This is a genomic window from Aureisphaera galaxeae (assembly GCF_028561275.1).
In the GTDB taxonomy this organism is placed as follows: domain Bacteria; phylum Bacteroidota; class Bacteroidia; order Flavobacteriales; family Flavobacteriaceae; genus Aureisphaera; species Aureisphaera galaxeae.
The window spans coordinates 511,821-532,798 of the sequence record NZ_JAQQTF010000007.1 but is presented as its reverse complement, the minus strand read 5'-3'; the positions used below and the strand labels follow the sequence as shown (position 1 = coordinate 532,798).

Genomic DNA, 20,978 nt, shown 5'->3' with positions numbered 1-20,978 from the left:
CTCAACAATACAACCACGACGCTCCATGGAGCGTCGTGGTTGTATTGTTTTACATGTGAACATCCTCAAGGCTTCAAACAATAGCTCTTAGAATAACCTGAAAACTAAATAATTACATTCAATTCCATACGGAAGATTAAACCTTTTCGTTAAAAAAGAGTCATATATGCGATAAAAAGCTACGATTCAGTATATTTAACCGCTATACCCCAAAAAAAATGCCTATGGAAATTGCTACGAATCCCTCTTGCAATACATCTACACTTGCACCTTATATTCCCGATGGCGGGAATCCGTGGAGTACTGCAAAAGTTAAACACGTCTTCAGAAGGCTGGGATATGGCGCCTCAACTACGCGCGTAGATGATGCCCTTGCCCTTGCCCCTGACGAATTTATCGATAATCTGGTCGATACCGCATTTAACCTTCCTCCTGCACTTGCTCCCATTTGGAGCAATTGGGCGGTAAGTGATTTTGCCGATTTCGATACCGAAAACGAACAATACATACACGAATGGCGAATCGCCTCTGGTAATCATATCATTTCTGAAGATCTTCGTGGAAGGCTCGTTTTATTTTGGATGAGCCACTTCGTCACCGAGCTGGAAACCATTTTCTATGCTCCGTACATGTTTCAATACTACAACCTCATGCAAACACATGCTTTGGGGAATTTCAAGGAATTTGTGCGTGCAGTAGGTGTAGATAACAATATGCTACTGTATCTAAATGGTTTCGAAAACACCAATTTTAATCCCAACGAAAACTACGCTCGAGAACTTTTCGAGCTATTTACTATGGGCGAAGGAATAGGATACACCCAAGACGATATCCTAGCCGCTTCCCGTGCACTTACGGGATACAATCATTGGGACGAAATTGGGGCCGATATTTATTTCGATTCCAGTACGTTCGATGATGGCGAAAAGACCTTTTTCGGGCAAACCGGAAACTGGGGCTACGACGATCTCATAAACATCCTTTTCGAGCAACGACCAACGGAAATTGCGACTTTCATCTGTACCAAGCTCTACAAGTATTTTGTAAGTCCTTCGGTCGATGAGGTTATAGAGTTGGAAATTATTCAGCCACTGGCCCAAGAATTGATCAACAATAACTTCGAGTTGGTGCCTATGCTTAAGCTGCTCTTTAAAAGCGAGCACTTTTTCGATGACAGAGCAGTGGGTGTGGTGATTAAAAGCCCTATCGACGTCATTTTCAGTTACGTAAATGACACTTCTTTTTTCTATGACGATGAAATCATGGAAGCCTTTATATACTATGCGGGAATCATGGGACAGGAAATGTACGATCCACCCGATGTGTCCGGATGGCAAAGGGACGAAGCCTGGATCAATGGCTCCACTTTAGGGGGACGTTGGCAACTTATGGAGTTCTACTTGTTCTATCTATACAATTCGGGATACGAATTTACGCTGGTAGACTTGGCACGAAACCTTTCCAACGATAGCAACGATCCCGAGTTCATTACCCAGGTAATGGTAGATCATTTCGTACCCAAAGAACTTTATACCCAAAGCGACTACGTGGTTGCTACCGATATATTTAAATGGGATATCCCGCAGAACTACTACGACGATGGCACTTGGAACCTTAGTTGGTCCACAGCGCCCTATCAATGCTTCTTGTTATTGGTGCACATTGCCCAAATGCCCGAATTTCAACTTAAATAGCCTACGATTATGTGTAATTCTCACGATATACCCAAAAAGAAAACTTCGGTAGCCGAAGAAAAGTTTATTCACGACCAAGAACACAGCAAGTGGAACCGTCGTACCTTCATACAAGCCCTCGGACTTGCTGGTGCTGGTAGTATGGTATTGGGAACCTCCAATGTTTCCGCGGCCAAACCTTCCCCGCTTTCCGTGGCCCTTGCCGAAAATGAAAATGACCGAATCCTTGTTATCGTTCGGCTAAAAGGAGGTAACGATGGTCTCAATACGATTGTTCCCGTATACGATTACGATGTGTATGCGAACCTAAGGCCTACCATTCGACATGAGCAAAATGATTTGATTATGTTGAATGCCGATTTCGGAATTCCCAATTACATGAATTCCCTGGAATCCATGTGGGGGGACGGAAAAATGAAAGTGGTTCACGGAGTAGGCTATCCAGACCAAAACCTATCCCACTTCCGAAGTTCCGATATATGGGCTTCGACCGATGAGGTAAATTTTGAACCTACCGGTTGGTGGGGGCGCTATTTCGAAGATTTATATCCCGATTATATCGTAAATCCTCCCGAAATTCCTCCGGCCATGCAGATTGGAAGTATTGGGAACCTCATTTTTGAAGGAAGTGAAACCAATTATGCCTTTACGGTAGCAAATCCAGATCAGTTAGCCAATATTGCCGAAAATGGCACGGTTCACGATGTTTTAGATATCCCAGATTGTGTGTATGGGGATAAGTTACTCTTTATGAGAGCTACCACAAACACCACTTTCTTTTATGCAGACATCATTAACCAAGCCTATATGGCATCCAGTAATGATGTGACTTATGAAGACGAAGATTTGGCCAATCAGTTGGCCATTGTGGCCCGAATGATCAAAGGGAATTTGGGAACCAAGGTATACATGGTAACGCTGAATGGTTTCGATACGCACGCCAATCAGTTAGAGGAACATCAGACCCTATTACAGGACCTTTCCAATTCCATGAATCTTTTCTTTCAGGACTTGGCTGCTGTTGGATTGGATGATAAGGTATTGGGCATGACCATTTCAGAATTTGGTCGTCGTCCCTACGAAAACGGAAGTAACGGAACGGATCACGGAGCGGCTTCGCCCGTAATGTTGTTCGGTCCTGCTTTAGAAGGCAATGGGTTCATTAATCAGCATCCCGATTTAAGTACGTGGGATCAAGACGATAACCTCATCCCTTCTACCGACTTTAGGGATGTATACACCAGCGTGCTTACCAATTGGTTCTGTTTAGACCCTTCCATTTTGGACCTCATCCTTTTGGGCCAGACGTATGAAAATCTGGACCTTGGTTTCAATTGTGATATTCTAGGGGTGAACGATTTCAGCAATGTGACCCGCATGGTACATCGCCCTACCTACGACAATAACAGCACATTCATCGAACTGCAAATGCCCGTTACGGCACATGTGGATATTCGATTGTTCGATATTACCGGAAAAGAAATCGCGCGACTTAAAAATGAAATGCTATTTGCCGGACGCCATAAAATCGATGTGAAATCCAGTGTTAATACCCGATTGAATTTCGGACAATACATCTACAGGATTAAGACAGGCGGACAGAGTTATAGCAAGTCGATCCTGATTCAATAATTCCGATTAAAATAAACGCAAAGAAGCTCCCTGAAATAGGGAGCTTTTCTTTTTACAATGGCCTCCCTGAGCGATAAAATCCTTACTTTTGCTTTTTCAAAAATGGAACGATGAGCCAAGACCCGAAACGATATACCATTACCGCCGCATTGCCCTATACCAATGGCCCCGTGCACATTGGTCATTTGGCCGGAGTGTATGTGCCTTCCGATATTTATGCACGCTACCAGCGATTGCAGGGCAAGGATGTTGCCTTTGTTTGTGGAAGTGATGAGCATGGCGTGCCTATTACCCTTAAGGCGAAGAAAGAGGGAATTACCCCTCAACAGGTGGTAGACAAGTATCATGAGATCATTAAAAAATCGTTTCAGGACTTCGGGATTTCGTTCGATAACTACTCCAGGACTTCGGCAAAGGTTCATCATGATACGGCTTCAGAATTTTTTAAGAAGCTCTATGATGACGGGAAGTTTATTGAAGAGGTAACCGAGCAATTGTATGACGAAGAAGCAGGGCAATTTTTGGCCGATCGTTTTGTCATCGGGACTTGTCCCAAATGTGGTTATGAAGAAAGTTATGGGGACCAATGTGAAAACTGTGGTACTTCCCATAATGCAGTAGATCTCATCAACCCAAAAAGTGCTATTTCTGGTAGCAAGCCCATTAAGAAAGAAACAAAACACTGGTTCTTACCCTTAAACGAATATCAAGATTGGTTGAGCGACTGGATCCTGAAAGGCCATGAAAAAGACTGGAAAACCAATGTCTATGGACAGTGCAAGTCTTGGATTAACGATGGATTGCAACCCAGAGCGGTAACCCGTGATCTGGATTGGGGAATTCCCGTTCCAGTAGACGGAGCAGAAGGTAAGGTTCTTTATGTGTGGTTCGATGCTCCCATAGGCTACATTTCGGCCACCAAGGAATGGGCCGAACGCGAAGGAAAAGATTGGGAACCCTATTGGAAGGATGAAGACACCAAGTTATTGCACTTCATTGGGAAGGATAACATCGTATTCCACTGTATCATTTTCCCTAGTATGCTGAAAGGTGAGGGAAGCTATATTTTACCGGAAAATGTACCTGCCAATGAGTTCCTGAATTTGGAAAGTAATAAAATCTCTACGAGCAGGAACTGGGCAGTTTGGTTGCATGAATATTTAGAAGATTTTCCCGGACAACAAGATGTGCTGAGGTATGTACTTACCGCCAATGCCCCCGAAACCAAGGACAACGATTTTACTTGGTCCGACTTTCAGCAGCGTAACAATAGTGAATTGGTTGCTATCTTCGGGAACTTTGTGAATCGGGTTGCTGTGCTAACGCATAAGTACTACGAAGGCGAAATTCCACAACCAGGTACCCTTACCGAAGTGGACGAAAATACCTTGCAAGAATTAAAAGCATATCCCGCTGTCATTTCGAGTTCTTTAGAACGCTATCGTTTTCGCGAAGCACAACAAGAGCTAATGAATGTAGCACGCTTAGGGAACAAATATTTGGCAGACGAAGAGCCTTGGAAAACCATAAAAACTGACGAGGAGCGTACCAAAACGGTAATGTATGTAGCCCTTCAGATTGCCAGTGCCCTTGCAGTATTGAGCGAACCCTTTTTGCCGCATACTTCAGATAAATTGAAACGCATTCTACAACATTCGGAAGTAGACGGTAGCATTAATTGGCAAAGTGTTTCACAAGAAGAGCCATTGTTGCCTTCCAGGCATCGTATTGGGAAAAGTGAATTACTTTTCAGCAAAATTGAAGACAAACAAATTCAGACACAATTGGACAAACTAGAAGCGAGTAAAGCGGCTAATGAAGCAGAAGCCAAAGAAGTAGTTCCTCAAAAGGATACCATTCAATTTGATGATTTTACCAAATTGGACATGCGCGTAGGGACCATTCTTGAGGCCGAAAAAATGCCAAAGACCAAGAAGTTGATGGTATTGAAAGTGGATACGGGTATTGACGTTCGCACCATTGTCTCTGGAATTGCCGAAAGTTTTTCTGCGGAAGAAATTATCGGTAAAAAAGTTACCGTACTCGTTAATTTGGCACCAAGACCTTTACGGGGGGTGGAAAGTCAAGGTATGATCTTAATGACCGAAACTCCAGAAGGTAAGCTCGTCTTTGTAAATCCAGATACGGACGGAGTGGATAATGGGGCGACCATTAATTAGATCGTGCTCAAGATAGCGTACCATCCTATTTTTAAACATAACCTTCCGTTAGGGCATCGGTTCCCCATGTCCAAATACGAACTCTTGCACCAACAACTATTGCTGGAAGGCACGTGCAGCGAGGAGAATTTCTTCGTTCCGGGACCCTTGAATGACGAACATGTATTTGCCGTTCACACTTCCGAATACGTTGCCTCCCTTCGAAATCTAACCTTGGACAAAAAGGCCATTCGAAAAATTGGGTTTCCCCTGTCTACAAAATTGGTGGAGCGGGAAGAGTGTATTACCCAAGGAACGATTGAAGGATGTAAATATGCCTTACAACATGGGATCGCTATGAACATTGCTGGAGGCACCCATCATGCCTATACGGATCGAGGTGAAGCCTTCTGCCTGTTTAACGATCAGGCGGTTGGGGCGAAGTACCTTTTAGCCAAGGGAAAGGCTAAGAAGATCCTAATGGTCGATTTGGATGTGCATCAGGGCAATGGGACTGCAGAAATTTTTCAAAACGATCCAGACGTCTTTACTTTTTCCATGCATGGCGGTAAGAATTACCCCTTCAAAAAAGAAGTAAGCGATTTGGATATAGGCTTGGATGACGGTACAGAAGATGAGCAATACCTTTCTAAAATCAAGGAAATACTCCCCGAGCTTATTGAAACCGAAAAACCTGACTTCATTTTCTACTTAAGTGGTGTGGATATTTTGGCTACCGATAAATTGGGTAGGTTGGGATGTACGCTAGAAGGTTGCAAGGAACGGGATCGATTCGTATTACAAACCTGCAAAGACCTTGGAATTCCCGTACAGGTAAGTATGGGAGGCGGTTATTCACCCGACATCAAAATTATAATTGAAGCCCATGCCAATACCTTCCGGATGGCACAGGAAATCTATTTCTAATTACAGATTCTGAATAAAGCCTTTAAGCGATTGCCCCTTGGGAATCTCCATTTTCTTTCTCAGGTTGTAACGGTAGTTGTCCACACTGGCTGGGCTAATGTTCAATTGTACTCCAATTTGCTTGGAGGTTTGCCCCAATCGAAGCATGATGGCTACCTTCTTTTCTTTGGAAGAAAGGTTGGGGTAAAGCTGTTCAATTTTAGCCCCGAAAGAGTCTGTGGTTTCATCGATGTGCTGATACAACTGTACTTTTTCCTTATTCTGTTCAATATCACTATTGATGAAATGAAGGGCATCATTCACCATTTCCCGGTAGGTCTCATTGGTCACCTTAATACCCCGTAATTTCGATTTGATTTTTTCCAACAATTCGTTCTTTTCTGAAATGTGAATGGCAAACTCCGTAATCTGTTTGTTCTTGAATCGCATTTCAGTATCAAGGGCTGCCTTCTTCAACTTCAATACTTCCTGTTTCGACTTGAGTGCGGCACGACGGGTGGTATTCAATTTACGCTCCCTAAAGAAGAGGAATACAGCGAAGAGAATTAACATGATCGCAATACCGATAATAAAGTACTGACGGGTTTTGAACCCCCTTTTTTCGATATTGGCCAGTTGCAAACGTGTTTCTGTATTTTCCAATTCGGCCACTACCTGATTATAGTTCTGCTCTACCCTAAGTACATTGAGTCGATCATTCTGAATTTTTTGTTGAAGGGTGTCTTTTAGCGCATTGAATTTTTCGAAATAGCGCAATCCATTTTCATAATCCCCTCGCTTTTTGAAAAGACGGGCCAATTCTTCGTATACATCCAATTCGGATTGTTTGAAGGTTTTCAGTTCTTCTCCCTTCAAAGCTTCCATTAGAATGTCTATTCCTCCAGAGATATTATTCTCCTTTTCCAAAATCTTGGATTCCAGAAGCGCCAGGTTGGTTTCGTAATTGGGGATGACCCATTCTGAAATATACATCTTGGCGGAATCTAGATACGCCTTTGACTTCTCTAATTCTAAGGTAGAGTTATGTACATCTACCAAATCGGTGTAGGCCGTAACACGCGAAAACACATCCTCTACTTTCTTGCTAAGCTCCAGTGACTTTTTATATTCTTCTTTAGCTCTTTGATACATGCCCCGACTGCGGTACAGAAAACCACGGTTACTGGCAGTACTCATTTTACCCTCATCATTACCTACACTTTCATAATGCATATTGGCGCTGTCCAAATGCTTCTCTGCCAATTCATATTCCTTTTGTGCATTGTAAATAAGCCCAAGCATATCGTGGTTTTGAGCTTCATAATAATCACTATCGGCTTCCTTGGCTTTTTCTAAAGCGGTATGCGCATATTTAGAAGCCGTTTCATAGGATCCAATATTAAAGTATACTATAGAAAGGTCGTTATAATTCTCTATGAGATATTCTTGGGTTTCCTCATCCTTTTCCGCCTTTTCCAAAAAACTATTGGCCAATAAAATGTTCTCTAAGGCCAAATCCATTTTCTCATAATTGTTGTACACGATTCCCTCGATACTATAGGCCCACCCCACACTTCCGAAATACCTGGGATCTGTTTTATGTGCGTAGATAAAGGTACTATCGATATAAGCAAGAGCGGTATCGTAATCGTCTATATAAATTCCTACAAGACTTAACTTCACATAGGAATCTGCAATGCGTAAACTGTCGTTCCTAAGTTTGGAAAGACTCAATGCACTTTTTAGGTAATAGTAGGCACTATCATTCTCTTCGCCGTAGTACAATTCTCCCAAATCATGAAGTACATCTACCTTGTCGTTATCGGAAACTTCATTATTATTGAGTTGAACTTGCAGGTTCCTTTTATTTTGAGCGATCTCAAGACTATCCTGTTCTTGAGACACCCCTAAAAAAACACTGAGGCAACATAGTAAGCTGAAAATCGATTTTCTCATAACTTCTAATAAAATCACTCAAAAGTAACCCGTAATCTCATAAAACAGCCTCAAATTATATCATATTTTTCTCATAAGACCCCATAAATGCCATAATATGGGCTACTTTTACACCGTTGATTAGTAGATAGATTTTTTATAGTACACTTAACCTACAACCTACCTACTTTATTAATTGCTATGAAATAGACCGCTAAAAGTCAAAACGACTTTTGGCGGTTTTTTATTAAAAAAGGCGCTATCCTAGGATAGCGCCTTTCGGTCTTTATTTACTATTGGCAAATATCTCCTTCAACTGCTTTACCATACCGCCATTTCCGTTAAGGGTAATCTCACCGATCTTTTCGGCGATCTTTTCAACGTACTCCATCTCCTTCAATTTGTAAAGCATTTCATTGTCTTCCATCAACTTCGCTGTGTTTAACAAGCTACGTGTAGAAGCTGTCTCTTCCCGACGTGTAATGACATTGGCCTGCGCTTGTTTTTGCGCCACCAATACACGGTTCATGATTTCCTTCATTTCACCTGTCAAGATCACATCACGGATACCGCAGTTAGACAAGGTTACCCCCAATTTGGTTGCGGCTGTTTTTGTGTCCTCAAACACAGCTTTCGCAATGGCCTCCTTGTTTTCCAACAATTCATCCAAGGTGTAGGTTCCCACGAAACTACGCAATGCCAACTGCATGATTACATACAATTGCTTCTCGTAATCCTTGTTTTTAAGAACCGCCTTTTCAATATCCGCTACCTTGTACTGCGCGTAAAAGTTAATACGGATGGCAGCTTTGTCCTTGGTCAACAATTCCTGTCCAGCGACCTCCAATTGCAATTGACGCAAGTCTACCTTGGCAATTTTAATGGAAGTATCATTTCTCCAGAATCGGTACGTACCCCCCGTTAGGGTCTTAACGTACTCATCGTCTACCAAAAGGACCGCTTTTTCGTATGCGGCTACTTCAAAAATACGGACGTGCTTGGCCAATTCGTATTTGGTAAACAAAGCCTTATCGATCTTCTCGGTAATGTAGATCTTATTCAAATCTGCACGGGTAAAGGTATAATCTACCAATCCTTTCCAGAAGACATAGCGCCCCGCGGTAAGGGTTTGGTTATACTTTCCGTTTTTGAACACGATCACCAACTCATTATCCAATACGTCGATCACGTGCCACATGTTCACCAATGCCTCATCACGCATTAAAACCTCTAGCGCGACCGTACTATTGGCGAAAGGAACGGCAAGGTTGTATTTAATTACGGATTCCCCGAAACTCAACCAATGTACTCCTTCGGTCAATACGCGTTTGTAATCTCCTCTTTTGAAGACCAAACCTGCTTGTCCAGCATTAATTCGAACTTTTCTCATGGTTCTCAATTTTATGTTCGCCCAAGGGCAAACGGTTACACATATATAGATCGATCGTATTCGTAACGGGAATACCATCATTTTTCCTTCTTTTAAAGCAAACTGGAGCCTATCATCCCTTATGGACGGAACCGCAATCCTTGTTCTATAGCCTACAACAGGTTTTTCCGGAGCTTGAATGGGAATTAACAACACTAAAGTATTATTGCTTGCCACTCAAGGGATCTTAGAAAAAGCCGTTGTTTCGTATAGCACAACAAATCATGGTTCAAAGAACATTTGGGACTTGTGCTTTCATTTTTTGAAATCCAACACCGACAGATCCCACATTTGCTTTTGCCACTTTTAGCCTGGCAAGGCTGGCCCTTTTTTACAAGTGAGCCTTCTTCCTTTGTGGTGATCCTACGATCACAATCTACGTAAAAGCGTAGTGCTAGTGCTCTAACCAACTGAGCTACAATAACCATTGGACGTTATTGACCGGATTCGAACCGGCGACACCTATGCATCGTTAACAGATTTTGAGTCTGGTGCATTTCCATTCTGCCATCCCGTAACTACGGGAGTGGGAATCGAACCCACATAACGATTTGCAGCTATGATTTGGTCACAGCTAAACCTCCAAGTCAAGTTGAACATCACCCGATCATACCTCTAGGCAAGGGGTCATGCAATGGTGCTATACCGAAACACACAACAAGACCTGCTTGGTGTGGAACAGACAGGTATCGAACCTGTATCTTCGGAGCTTCAATCCGACGCATAGACCTACTTTGCTACTGTTCCTTTTGTAGGTCTAACAGGATTTGAACCCGTATCTCTTGGTTCGAAGCCAAGCATGCTATCCATTGCACCATAGACCTATTTGTTGAGGTATAGGGAGTCGAACCCTAATAACCCGGATTAAAAGTCCGGTGCTTTAGCCAGTTAAGCTATACCTCAATGTGCCCCTTATCAGATTCGAACTGATACTCCCTTTATTGGGCAGACCGGCTCCAAATGCGCTTCCCTACTTTCGATCCTGTCGATTTCGGTGCTTCTGCAAACTCTATTCATTGGCAAGCGTATCGCCAACGACATTATCCAGTCACTCCGTGGTTACGAGTAAAGTCTTTTACCACAGCACTTCCCTTTATGCTAAAGGGGCCTTCGCAGTACCGATGGGACTCGAACCCATACCCGCCCGGGAGACAACCGGGTGCTCTAGCCTTTGAGCTACGATACTTTATGCCTGGGAAAGGCAGGATGTAACTCCTGCCAGGTCGTTCGCAACCTACGCCAGTCCCTCCCACCGACGCTTTCCCGAAGCCCTCCATTATTTCTTTTTCTTTGAAGAGCTCTTTTTCTTCTTTTTGTTCTTCTTTTTCTCTTTCCGGGAGGAACGCTTATCCTTTACGCGTTCAATTTCACCTTTTACATAGTTGATGAAATCGGAATTCCCTCCTTCGTCCTTAGCCATTTCGAATGCGGCCAAAGAAGCCTTCAATACATTCTGGCTTTCCAGAAGCTGTCCCTGCAATAGGCGCAACAGTGGTTTATCGGTTCCCTTTACCGTTAAGGCGAACTCCAAAAGTCGCTGTGCCTGTGGGTAATCCTCGTTCCGCATCAGTACCCAGATATAATTAGGGTAGATCTTCGGCATTTTTACATCGATTCCCATTAGCTTCTCGAAATATGCCTTCGCCGTTTCATAATCTTTTAACTGGAAAGCATACACCTGTGCCATGAGGTACAAGGCCTCGGTATTTTCAGGATCGTACGAAAGCGCATAATTCAATGCTTCCATAGTTTCCTCAAGACTGTAAGAATAGGCATCGAATGCCTTGAACAAATAGATGTTATGTGTATTTGTTTCCATTACGTTTTCATTTTTTAACTCGTTTCAGAAGATCACTTCTGAAGTCTTTTTCTGAACCGTAACGGAGATCGGGACGTCCTAAATGGACATAAAAAAATCCGAAACGGTTTGTACTGCTTCGGATTTTCTCATAGAAGTATTTTAAGTTCTATCTAAAACCGCGAAGCCATTTTCCTAGCTCAAAATCGCGCCCACTAAAGGGATGTGTAAAGCCTTTTACTATCATGGCATTCAATTTATAATTACTATGTGTCTTTTCCATTTGACTTTTGTTTCAAATGCGGTGCAAAGATGAAACGAATTTTTTAATTTCCAAATAAAATTTTGGATTTATTTAATTGATTTTCAATTAGTTATATTTGTTTTAAGACATAGACTTCCCTGTCCGAGATTATCGGATTATGCTCATTTTTTCTAATTGACTTACGATCAATTTTTTACCGTTCAATGAGTCTTCCCTTTATGTATTTACAACACGTCTATTCTCATTCAAAAAAATTCATAAAAAAAGCGCCCAATTTCTTGGACGCTCTGTAACATATATTGTTTTTAAGTGATTTCTACTTCAAAAAATGCATACATAACGCCCTGTTCCGTGTCCAGATATCTCCAGATAAACGGAATTTCGCCAGATACTCCTGGCTCATCGGTTCGTTATGTACTATTCTGTTCATTTGCAGTGCAAATATGCGCGTTAGTATTTAAATTTACAAATAGATTTCCCCACGGTGTAAGTTTAGCCATAGAATCCGACCCATTTCCTATGCAAAAACGGTTTACCGAATTTTCCACAGGCGCCTTCCTTAACTTGGGAGACGAATCCTTGCTTCAGGCATACGACTTATCCAAGGAATTGGGACATTTTTCCTTTATTATGACCCAAGACGAAAGTGCTACCTTTTCCATAGATGGCATCCCTACTACGGTGCCTCCTTACAATATCCTTTCGCTTACCCCTATACAACATCTACAATATGTAGAAGGAAGGAATCTGAAAGTGTTTCAGTTTAACCGTGAGTTTTATTGCATTAAAGACCATGATAAAGAAGTAAGCTGTATTGGGTTGTTGTTTTTCGGGAACGAACACATTCCCATCATCCCATTAACCGAAGAGGATAAGGAAAAATACGAGCTGTTGCATCAGGTATTTTTGGATGAGCTGGAAACAACCGATACCATTCAGGCGGAAATGCTCCGTATGCTCATGGCACGTTTTATTATTAAGACCACCCGACTCTTGAAACGTAACGGCACCGCCCAGAAATTATTCAAAAGCAAAATTGAATTGCTCCGACAGTTCAATATTTTGGTTGAAGCCCACTTTAAAAAGGAACACAGTGTGAGTTTTTATGCGGAACAATTGCACAAATCTCCCAAAACACTCTCCAATTCTTTCGGAAAGTTGGACAAAAGCCCGTTGAAGATTATTCACGATAGGATTATCCTAGAAGCCAAACGCCTACTCCGCTACACCGACAAATCTGCTAAGGAAATTGCCTACGAGGTAGGTTTCGACGATGCTTCGCATCTAAGTCGACTTTTCAAAAAACAAACGGGAGTATCTCCTTCACAGTTCAAAAAAGAAGCAGAACTCGTTTAAGGGAAATTTCGACATCTACTCGGGAAATACCTGCATTCCATAACCTTCCCTGCCGCTGCATCTTTGTAGTGTTAATTTTAAACACCTACAAAAGATGATTACATCACATAAATCCCTATTTAATCTAATAGAAATATTTAGAAACGGAAAAAGAAAGGCATTCGATAGACTGTTACCCAAAACCCATTGTGAACACAAGTCCTTGCACGATTATTATTGTGATGCCGAAAAGCCTTTTATTCCAACAAAGGAATAATTGACAATCCTTCGGGAAAAACCTCTATGGTTTCCATCCCCTTCCCGGGGGATCTTTGTACCAGATAAATTTTAATGTTTAATACCATCGGTCGCAGCAGACCGAACTAAAATCAAAATAAAAATGAGCACATTTAATGTACCAACAAGAGATCAAGTAAGTGAAAACAATCAAGCGATATTCGATAACCTTCAATCTAAGCTAGGGTTTGTACCTAATTTATATGCGACCTACGCACACAGTGATACCGCTTTGGAAAACTACCTCAACTTTGCGGGAGCCAAGACTTCATTGAACGCTAAGGAACGCGAAGTGGTAAACCTAGTCGTTAGCGAGGTAAATGATTGTCTATACTGTCTAAGTGCCCACACCGCCATTGGAAAAATGAACGGGTTCACCGACGAGCAAATCTTGGAATTGAGAACTGGACAGGCTTCTTTCGACACCAAATTGGATGCCTTGGCAAAATTAGCCCAGAACATTACTGAAAACCGTGGTCGTGCGGATCAAAACGTAGTAGATAATTTCCTAAATGCGGGATACTCTAAAGGAGGCTTGATCGACACTATTGTACAGGTAGGTGAGAAAACGATTTCTAACTACATCCATAGTACGACTCAAATCCCTATCGATTTCCCAGTAGCGCAACCTTTGGAAGTAGCAGCAGAATAAATTGAAACAAAACCAAATATAAAAACGATTAAAGATGAAAAAAGTAATTGCATTAGTAGTATTGGTATTCGCTTTTAGCGCCACCACCTTTGCTCAGGACAAAATGTCTAAAGAAGTAAAAACCGTTTCCTTGGAGCAGACTCCAGGTGAGTTTACCCAAAAAGGGATCACGCTTAGTGCCGGGACCTATGTGTTCGAAATTGCGAACAAACAGGCTGGAACGGATGTAGGTTTCGTATTGGTACCTCAAGGTAAAGATGCTTCCAAACCAGAGAACCACATTAAGGAAGCTTATGTTACCCAAGTAGTAAAAGAAGGAGAAATCCAAACCTCCAATGAAGTAACCCTAGCAAAAGGGACTTATACATACTTCTGCCCATTGAATAAGACACCGCAATATACATTGACGGTGAAGTAAATAGAGGATTGTGATTGTTGAGACCCCGGCCTAGGCTGGGGTTTTTTGTTTTTGGCAGTTTGTACTTTATTCTTTGAACCCAAAAGAGAATCGAAAAGTACTTTTCATTCTTATCATCGCCCTTGGTAGGGTTTTTCTTATTTCAATATGGGTCTTTTACCTACTTAAATATCAAAACATTAGAAATAACTTCACAAACATTAAATCAACATTATATGAATTGAAATAGAATACTATTATACACAAGGCAATTGTATCCCCGGGTAGGGTTCTTCTTCAGAATACAGCACAAGATGAAAAATCCATTTGAATTCCCCCATCGACACAAAAGGGAAATTGCCACATTCTTACTATGTACTTTCCTCTTTTCCCTTTTTGCTCCAACATCTTCATTCGCACTCACTTCTGGCCCCGCCGATCCAACGACGGCCCCTAGTAGCCCTTTAGGATCTGACGATATGGTAGACCTCTTTACAGGGGACTTCAAATACAGCGTGCCATTATTCGAATTGCCTGGACCTAACGGAGTTTATCCGTTTACCGCTAATTATAACTCCGATGTGAATATGGACAAGGAGGCCAGTTGGGTAGGTCTAGGGTGGTCAATGAACCCAGGAGCGATTAGTAGATCAGTGCAAGGAATTCCAGATGACTGGTCGGTTACCGACAATATTCGCTATGTAAATCGCATGAAGCCGCAACAAACCACGACGATCGAACTATCCCCAGATGCCGAAATATTTGGTGCCGCCTTTAAAGAATTCAGCAAAAAAACTGGACCCCTTCAAGGAGCAAGTCTTAACATTAGTTATAGCAATTATACCGGTTTCGATCTAAGTGTTGGAGCGAATTTATCTTTTGCTAAACAGGGCAAGCCAGGTTTTGATACCGGGATCAGTTTTAGTCCGAAGAATGGTTTGTCGATAAGCCCCTCCTTGAATATCGACGACAAATATAAAAAGAACGCCTACGGGCGCTACTCCTTGGGGCTGAGTTTAAATTCGAACTACGGAATTAACAACCTTGGGCTGAGCTATTCTGTAGAGCGACAAGATGCCGATGGGAATAGCTCGCGTACGGGTGTAGGATCTTCCAACTTCTCTTTTAACCCGGTCAATTACACCCCGTTTAAAAAGAACGCCTATGAAAGCTTTGGGTTTTCATATAAGTTCAAGTTTGGGATTGATTTTTGGGGCATGAAGGGAGATCTTATCACCAATGGCTCCTACCATGAACAGGTTCTTGATACTGATGATCGGGTAAACGCCAAAGGGTATCTATACTCCCATCACGCGAACAATGAAGATGTCATGGACTTTAACCGTCAGGGTGTTTCCATTCTGAATAAAAGCTCTCAAAATCTACCCGTTCCGAAGGCCACGAACGATTTCTATCAAGTAAGCACAGCTTTCACGTCTGGTACTTTTCGACCCTTTAGTAATAATGTAGGCGTATATTCTGATCCCCATGTGGACAATTTTGGAGTTACTGGAGAAAATATTGGGATCGATGCGACTCCTCCCAGTGGTGCCGGAACCAATTTATCCTTTGACATGTCCAGTTTTGAAACTGGACAATGGCTCGAAGACAATTCATTTGACGACAATAATAATTTCGAGCAAAACATTCCTGGACAATTAAAAGAGAATGTATTTTTTAAATACGTCCATGAAAAATCCGTTCAACGTGTTGATATTCTCAATGATATAGGTGGAGAGTCTCCTACTAAAATAAACTTGGGTCCACTTGGAGTTGCCCAAAATCAAACCACTAATAAAGACGGCTCACCCTCCTCAATTGAGTCGTTTCGAAATCCGCTTAGAACTCCTCGAAAATCCAATATCAATTATTTCACCAACTCAGAACTTTTAGGAAATAGAACGACCGTAGTGCTTCCGGAATTTGCTTATTTGGACAATGGGGCGAATGACATAAGGTTTACTCAGAAATCGGTTTACAAGGGCCATCACATAGGCGGATTCGAGATACTTTCGGAAGACGGAACCCGGAATATCTTCGGGCTTCCGGTCTACAACCATAAACATATTGAACAGCAATTCAGCGTCAAAAGAGATACTACCTTGCCACAAATTTTAGTCAATTATCCCTTAAACGCAGATGGGCATCCCGACGAAAAGAAAGCCTCGGAGGGTATCAGAACGAATTCTCAGGACTATTTCAGCCGCACCGAAAAATCTCCCTATGCCTATACCTATTTACTTACCTGTGTTTTGGGTGCGGATTATGTGGATTCGGATGATATTCCAGGGCCCTCGAATGGAGACAAAGGGTACTGGGTAAAGTTTAACTATGAGCAAAAACATTCGGCAAGTAACTCTAATGGCTTATCGGGATACAAATGGAGAACCCCGCATTCCGGTGCCTACTATTCGGCTGGGCATCATGTGGATTTGCCCATGGATGATGATATGGCAAGCTATAGCTACGGGGAGCGAGATACTTTTATACTAGTGAGTGCCGAGACAAGATCCCATACTGCGGTTTTCCATACCACAGACCGACACGATGCTAGAGGGGTTTCTGGAGAGCATAATTTTGGCCCGTCCAAAAACGAGGCCTATTCGTCCAAACTCGATAGCATTCAAATATTCTCCAAACTCTTAATATGCGAAGGCAGCGATCCTATAAATACAATAGTCCGGCCTGGTCACGGTGACGAATCAAACGCCTCCGAAACTTCCCCTTGCCTGAGTATGCCAGAGAAAACCATTCATTTTGAATACGACTATATCCTATGTAAGAATGTCCCCAATAATGAAAATCCGGACCTACAGAACACGGGTAAACTAACTTTGAAAAAAATCTGGTTCACCTACAAAAACAATAAACGGGGAGAAGACAATTCTTATCTATTTTCTTATAACAACTCTTCTCGATACAACTATGACGTTAGGCACAAAGATGGTTGGGGCAACTTTAAGATGGGAGGAAATTATAAGGAATTGGTAGAATTCCCAGTAGTGCAGCAATATGATGTCAATAACATCCCTATTGACAAAAAGAATGATGCATCCGCTTGGATGATGAGAGAAATCACGACACCTAATAGCGGGAAAATAAAAATAGACTATGAACCAAAAGATTATGCTTATGTCCACGATCGCAGGGCCTCTCAACTATTTAAAATATTCAGTGTAGATGAAACCCTTTCACCTCAGATATCACCAAATGAAAAAATAGACAAGCATAAAAGAACCGTATATTTTAAACTGGAAGAGCCCTTCAATACTAATGATGTACAAAAATTTAAATCCAAGTATCTCTCCGATTTGAATATGGATAACGAGGGGCAAAAACAAGTGCATTTTAAAACCTTTATGAGTCTGAGTGACACGCGAGTTGCCAGCGAATTAAATGATTTTGTTACTGGATATGCGTCCATTGAAAAGGATTCCTCTGGCGAGCCAATTTGCGGACTTGCAAAATCCCAAGGATCATCCAACTATGATTTGGGATATATTACATTGGCATATCCAAAAGTTGGTGGTGATGAAATGGAGTACCATCCCTTTAGTTTTGCCGTCTATCAATTGCGAAGAAATGAACTGGCGCAGCTCCCTCTTTTTCCGCAATCCAATACCATGTCCACGACTTATTCGGGACAATCGAATGATATTTTAAATGTTGTGAATAGCATTGTTACCAGATTGCCCAATATCTTCTCATTTTTTAGAAGTTATTACTCGAAATGTGAAGAAAAGGGATGGGGAAATGTTATCGATCTAAACTATTCCTATGTTTCCTTAAATACTCCCGACTGGGTCAAAACCGGTGGAGGAGCACGAGTAGTTTCGGTAGTAGTTTCAGATAATTGGAACACCCTCAGCGGCGAAACAACAGCCGAGATTGGTACTGTCTACGATTACTATAAACGAGACGAAAAGGAAAATATCATTAGAAGTGCAGGCGTGGCAGCCAACGAACCATTGCCTATGCGCGTTGAGAATAACTTATATACCACGAAGTACTCGGCACTCAAACGATTTTTGCATACGGCCAATCGCATGTCCTTCGAGTATCCCATCAATATGGGATATTTCCCGGGAAATACCATTGGTCACAGCCAAGTGACGGTGAAAACCCTAGCTACACATCGCGGGCAATCTAAAACGGGTTATGCAGTTCATGAATTCTTTACCACTAAGGATTTCCCCTTCTTTAGCGAAGAGACGTCCATTGAGCGATGGCGCCCCTTTCCTATCCTTACGCCCGTACCGCTTATTGGTAATCTGGAAATACGCAAAATCGGTTTTAGCCAGGGATATTGTGTGCAAACCAACAATATGCACGGAGTATTAAAGAAGATCGCCCACTACAAGAGTTACAGTAACTGTTTACTAGAAAAGGAACCCTCGAGTTATGTAAAATATAACTATGCATTTAAGCACAAAAGTGTTTGGGATCAAGCAAAGCACACAAGTAAAACGATCAAAGTCCTGGACAATGTTGCCCCTGTAATACTAGATGACCCAACCGCTTTCAGTGCCCAATTGGCGGAAAAGACGAACAAATTAATTGGGGTTGATTATGAGCTGTTTTCCGATATGAATAGGACCCAAACCAAAAGTGAACAATATGGTATTCACGGTAATCTTGATGCCTTTGGTCTTTTCCCGGTGGTCACGCCCTGGCCTACAGTGATGTATAATAAATCGGAGATACGGACGGCTGTTCTAAATAAGATTATTTCCCGACAAGGGATTCTCACCAGTATCGAAGCGCTGGATAATAATTCGTATGTAAAAACAGAAAATTTGGCCTTCGATGAATATACGGCAGAACCGCTATTGACCAAGGTGAATGATGCGTATGACGAAGCACGCTATCAATACAATCTTCCTGCAAGATGGACCTATGACGGCATGGGGAATGCATCGTTGACTACACGAGTACAACTGGAAGTGGCACATGACAATACGAAATCGTTTTTAGGTGAATATGTCTATACGTTCGATTTAGGCAATACAAGCGGATCGGTAAAAGGCCTTCTTAGAGGGGGAGACGAATTCATTTGTTATGAAAGTGGTGTTTCTACCCCATATAAAGGGTATTATGTTCCCAATTGTGATAAAAATCAAATAGATATTTACTTTCCCGATAACCCTACTATTAACCCGCAGTCTGATTGGACATTTCTATTATCGAGATCCGGACGAAGAAATCATCTTGGGGCAACCACTGCTACCTATCAAACAAAGAAAGATCCTACCGTTAATAGGACGGTGTCTACATGCTCGTATGCGGAATGCCCCTGCGGTGCACCCAGCGAAATTGGTCCCGTACATGCTTGTAGCATATATTACTCCGTCGCTCATCTTGGTGAAGTAGTAAGCCTGCAAGGAAATACCTTTACAGAGTATGCTTTGCCTCTAGACACCCGCTGGGATTTGGTAGATCCATGCTTAAATTGTCCATTACCGAATCCTCCTTTGGAAATAAACGGATTGGTAAATCCATTAAAACCCAGCAGGTATTATACAGGCGATCAAGGGATTTGGCGAAGTCATCGCAACTATAGGTATATGGCTTACAGAACCTATACAAACCTTGGTACTGGGCAGGGTATTCTCGGATTACAGAACCAGGGACTCATGAATGACGTTCCCATGTTTAATGCGGCACTATCTGAAAAGTTTATTGCATGTAATCCCGATTGGAAGCGTACTTCCGAAATAACACGATTCGATAGGTATAGCAATCCTATTGAAGAAAAAGATGTATTCGATAAATATTCGTCTGCGCAATATCGGTATGCCGGAATGAAACAAACGGCCATTGCCTATAACGCTTCCTACTTGGAGTCGTATTCCGAAAATTTCGAGGTGCGAAATGAGTTGCCGTCAGTTCTTCCCATAAGTGAAGAAGAATCACATTCAGGAAAATCTAGTTTGGAAATCATGCAAAATGGTCCACGTTCTATGATCATTCCTTCAGATGAACTATTGCCTGTTCCCGGAAAAGAATACATGATTTCCTGCTGGATAAAATCTGATGCTTCACGCGAACGCTTTACCTATTATCAGGCAAACAAAGGGGCCTTTATAAAGATCGATTTTTTAGGCGCCAACCAGCAGGCACTGGCGTTTCCTGTGGGCAAAAAGATTGAGGGCTTTCAAAAGATCGAGCGCTCCTTTACGATCCCGCAAAACACAACGGGTATTGCGATCACATTCTACGCCTATACCCCAGTCCAAAATCCTACGGGTAATACCACTTCCTATTTTGATGATCTCAGGATTCATCCCGTGGATGCCAATATGAACACCTTTGTATATGACATAGACAACTATAGATTGCTGGCTAAACTCGATGAAAATAATTACGTTACCCAGTACATATACAACGAATACGGCCAACTTTTTTCAACGAAAGTTGAAACGAGCGATGGAGTGAAGACCATACAATCTGCTAGTAGCTTTCAAACCAAAAATCACTAG

General features: G+C 42.1%; 11 protein-coding genes and 5 tRNA genes. 8 read left to right on the top strand and 8 right to left on the bottom strand.

What is annotated here, in order from left to right:
• Positions 1 to 224 precede the first annotated feature (224 nt).
• The 4 genes from POV27_RS15370 (at position 225) to POV27_RS15355 (ending at position 6,412) form a co-directional block, all read left to right on the top strand.
• Complete coding sequence (locus POV27_RS15370) at positions 225 to 1,694, top strand: DUF1800 domain-containing protein (protein ID WP_272863673.1); 1,470 nt, start codon at positions 225 to 227, stop codon at positions 1,692 to 1,694.
• Between the two features lie 9 nt (positions 1,695 to 1,703).
• Positions 1,704 to 3,326 (top strand): DUF1501 domain-containing protein, encoded by a 1,623-nt coding sequence (locus POV27_RS15365; protein ID WP_272863672.1) that lies wholly within the window; start codon positions 1,704 to 1,706, stop codon positions 3,324 to 3,326.
• Positions 3,327 to 3,436: 110 nt separating this feature from the next.
• Positions 3,437 to 5,506: a methionine--tRNA ligase gene (gene metG, locus POV27_RS15360; RefSeq protein WP_419179950.1), complete on the top strand. Its 2,070-nt coding sequence runs from the start codon at positions 3,437 to 3,439 to the stop codon at positions 5,504 to 5,506.
• A gap of 3 nt (positions 5,507 to 5,509) precedes the next feature.
• The gene (locus POV27_RS15355) at positions 5,510 to 6,412 is read left to right on the top strand and encodes a histone deacetylase family protein (RefSeq protein ID WP_272863671.1); all 903 of its coding nucleotides are present in this window, start codon (positions 5,510 to 5,512) and stop codon (positions 6,410 to 6,412) included.
• On the opposite strand, the gene POV27_RS15350 is transcribed toward POV27_RS15355, so the two are convergent.
• The 8 genes from POV27_RS15350 to POV27_RS15315 all read right to left on the bottom strand — a co-directional run bounded on the left by POV27_RS15350 (position 6,413) and on the right by POV27_RS15315 (position 11,574).
• Complete coding sequence (locus POV27_RS15350; protein WP_272863670.1) at positions 6,413 to 8,347, bottom strand: tetratricopeptide repeat protein; 1,935 nt, start codon at positions 8,345 to 8,347, stop codon at positions 6,413 to 6,415.
• 265 nt (positions 8,348 to 8,612) lie between these two features.
• Positions 8,613 to 9,716, bottom strand: coding sequence for a slipin family protein (locus POV27_RS15345; protein WP_272863669.1), 1,104 nt, complete (start codon positions 9,714 to 9,716; stop codon positions 8,613 to 8,615).
• Between the two features lie 467 nt (positions 9,717 to 10,183).
• Positions 10,184 to 10,266 (bottom strand) — tRNA-Leu (locus tag POV27_RS15340).
• Between the two features lie 163 nt (positions 10,267 to 10,429).
• Positions 10,430 to 10,502, bottom strand: a tRNA-Phe gene (locus POV27_RS15335).
• A 5-nt stretch (positions 10,503 to 10,507) separates the two neighbouring features.
• Positions 10,508 to 10,579 (bottom strand) — tRNA-Arg (locus POV27_RS15330).
• 5 nt (positions 10,580 to 10,584) lie between these two features.
• A tRNA-Lys gene (locus POV27_RS15325) sits at positions 10,585 to 10,658 on the bottom strand.
• A 210-nt stretch (positions 10,659 to 10,868) separates the two neighbouring features.
• Positions 10,869 to 10,941, bottom strand: a tRNA-Asp gene (locus POV27_RS15320).
• A 90-nt stretch (positions 10,942 to 11,031) separates the two neighbouring features.
• A complete protein-coding gene (locus POV27_RS15315; protein WP_272863668.1) occupies positions 11,032 to 11,574 on the bottom strand; it encodes a tetratricopeptide repeat protein in 543 nt (180 codons plus the stop codon).
• 763 nt (positions 11,575 to 12,337) lie between these two features.
• Here POV27_RS15315 and POV27_RS15310 point away from each other — a divergent pair.
• The 4 genes from POV27_RS15310 to POV27_RS15295 all read left to right on the top strand — a co-directional run bounded on the left by POV27_RS15310 (position 12,338) and on the right by POV27_RS15295 (position 20,978).
• A complete protein-coding gene (locus tag POV27_RS15310) occupies positions 12,338 to 13,174 on the top strand; it encodes a helix-turn-helix domain-containing protein (RefSeq protein ID WP_272863667.1) in 837 nt (278 codons plus the stop codon).
• A gap of 379 nt (positions 13,175 to 13,553) precedes the next feature.
• Positions 13,554 to 14,102: a carboxymuconolactone decarboxylase family protein gene (locus POV27_RS15305; protein WP_272863666.1), complete on the top strand. Its 549-nt coding sequence runs from the start codon at positions 13,554 to 13,556 to the stop codon at positions 14,100 to 14,102.
• 34 nt (positions 14,103 to 14,136) lie between these two features.
• Positions 14,137 to 14,520 carry a cupredoxin domain-containing protein gene (locus POV27_RS15300; RefSeq protein ID WP_272863665.1) on the top strand — a complete coding sequence of 128 codons (384 nt, stop codon included), beginning with the start codon at positions 14,137 to 14,139 and terminating at the stop codon, positions 14,518 to 14,520.
• Positions 14,521 to 14,813: 293 nt separating this feature from the next.
• Positions 14,814 to 20,978 carry a hypothetical protein gene (locus POV27_RS15295; RefSeq protein ID WP_272863664.1) on the top strand — a complete coding sequence of 2,055 codons (6,165 nt, stop codon included), beginning with the start codon at positions 14,814 to 14,816 and terminating at the stop codon, positions 20,976 to 20,978.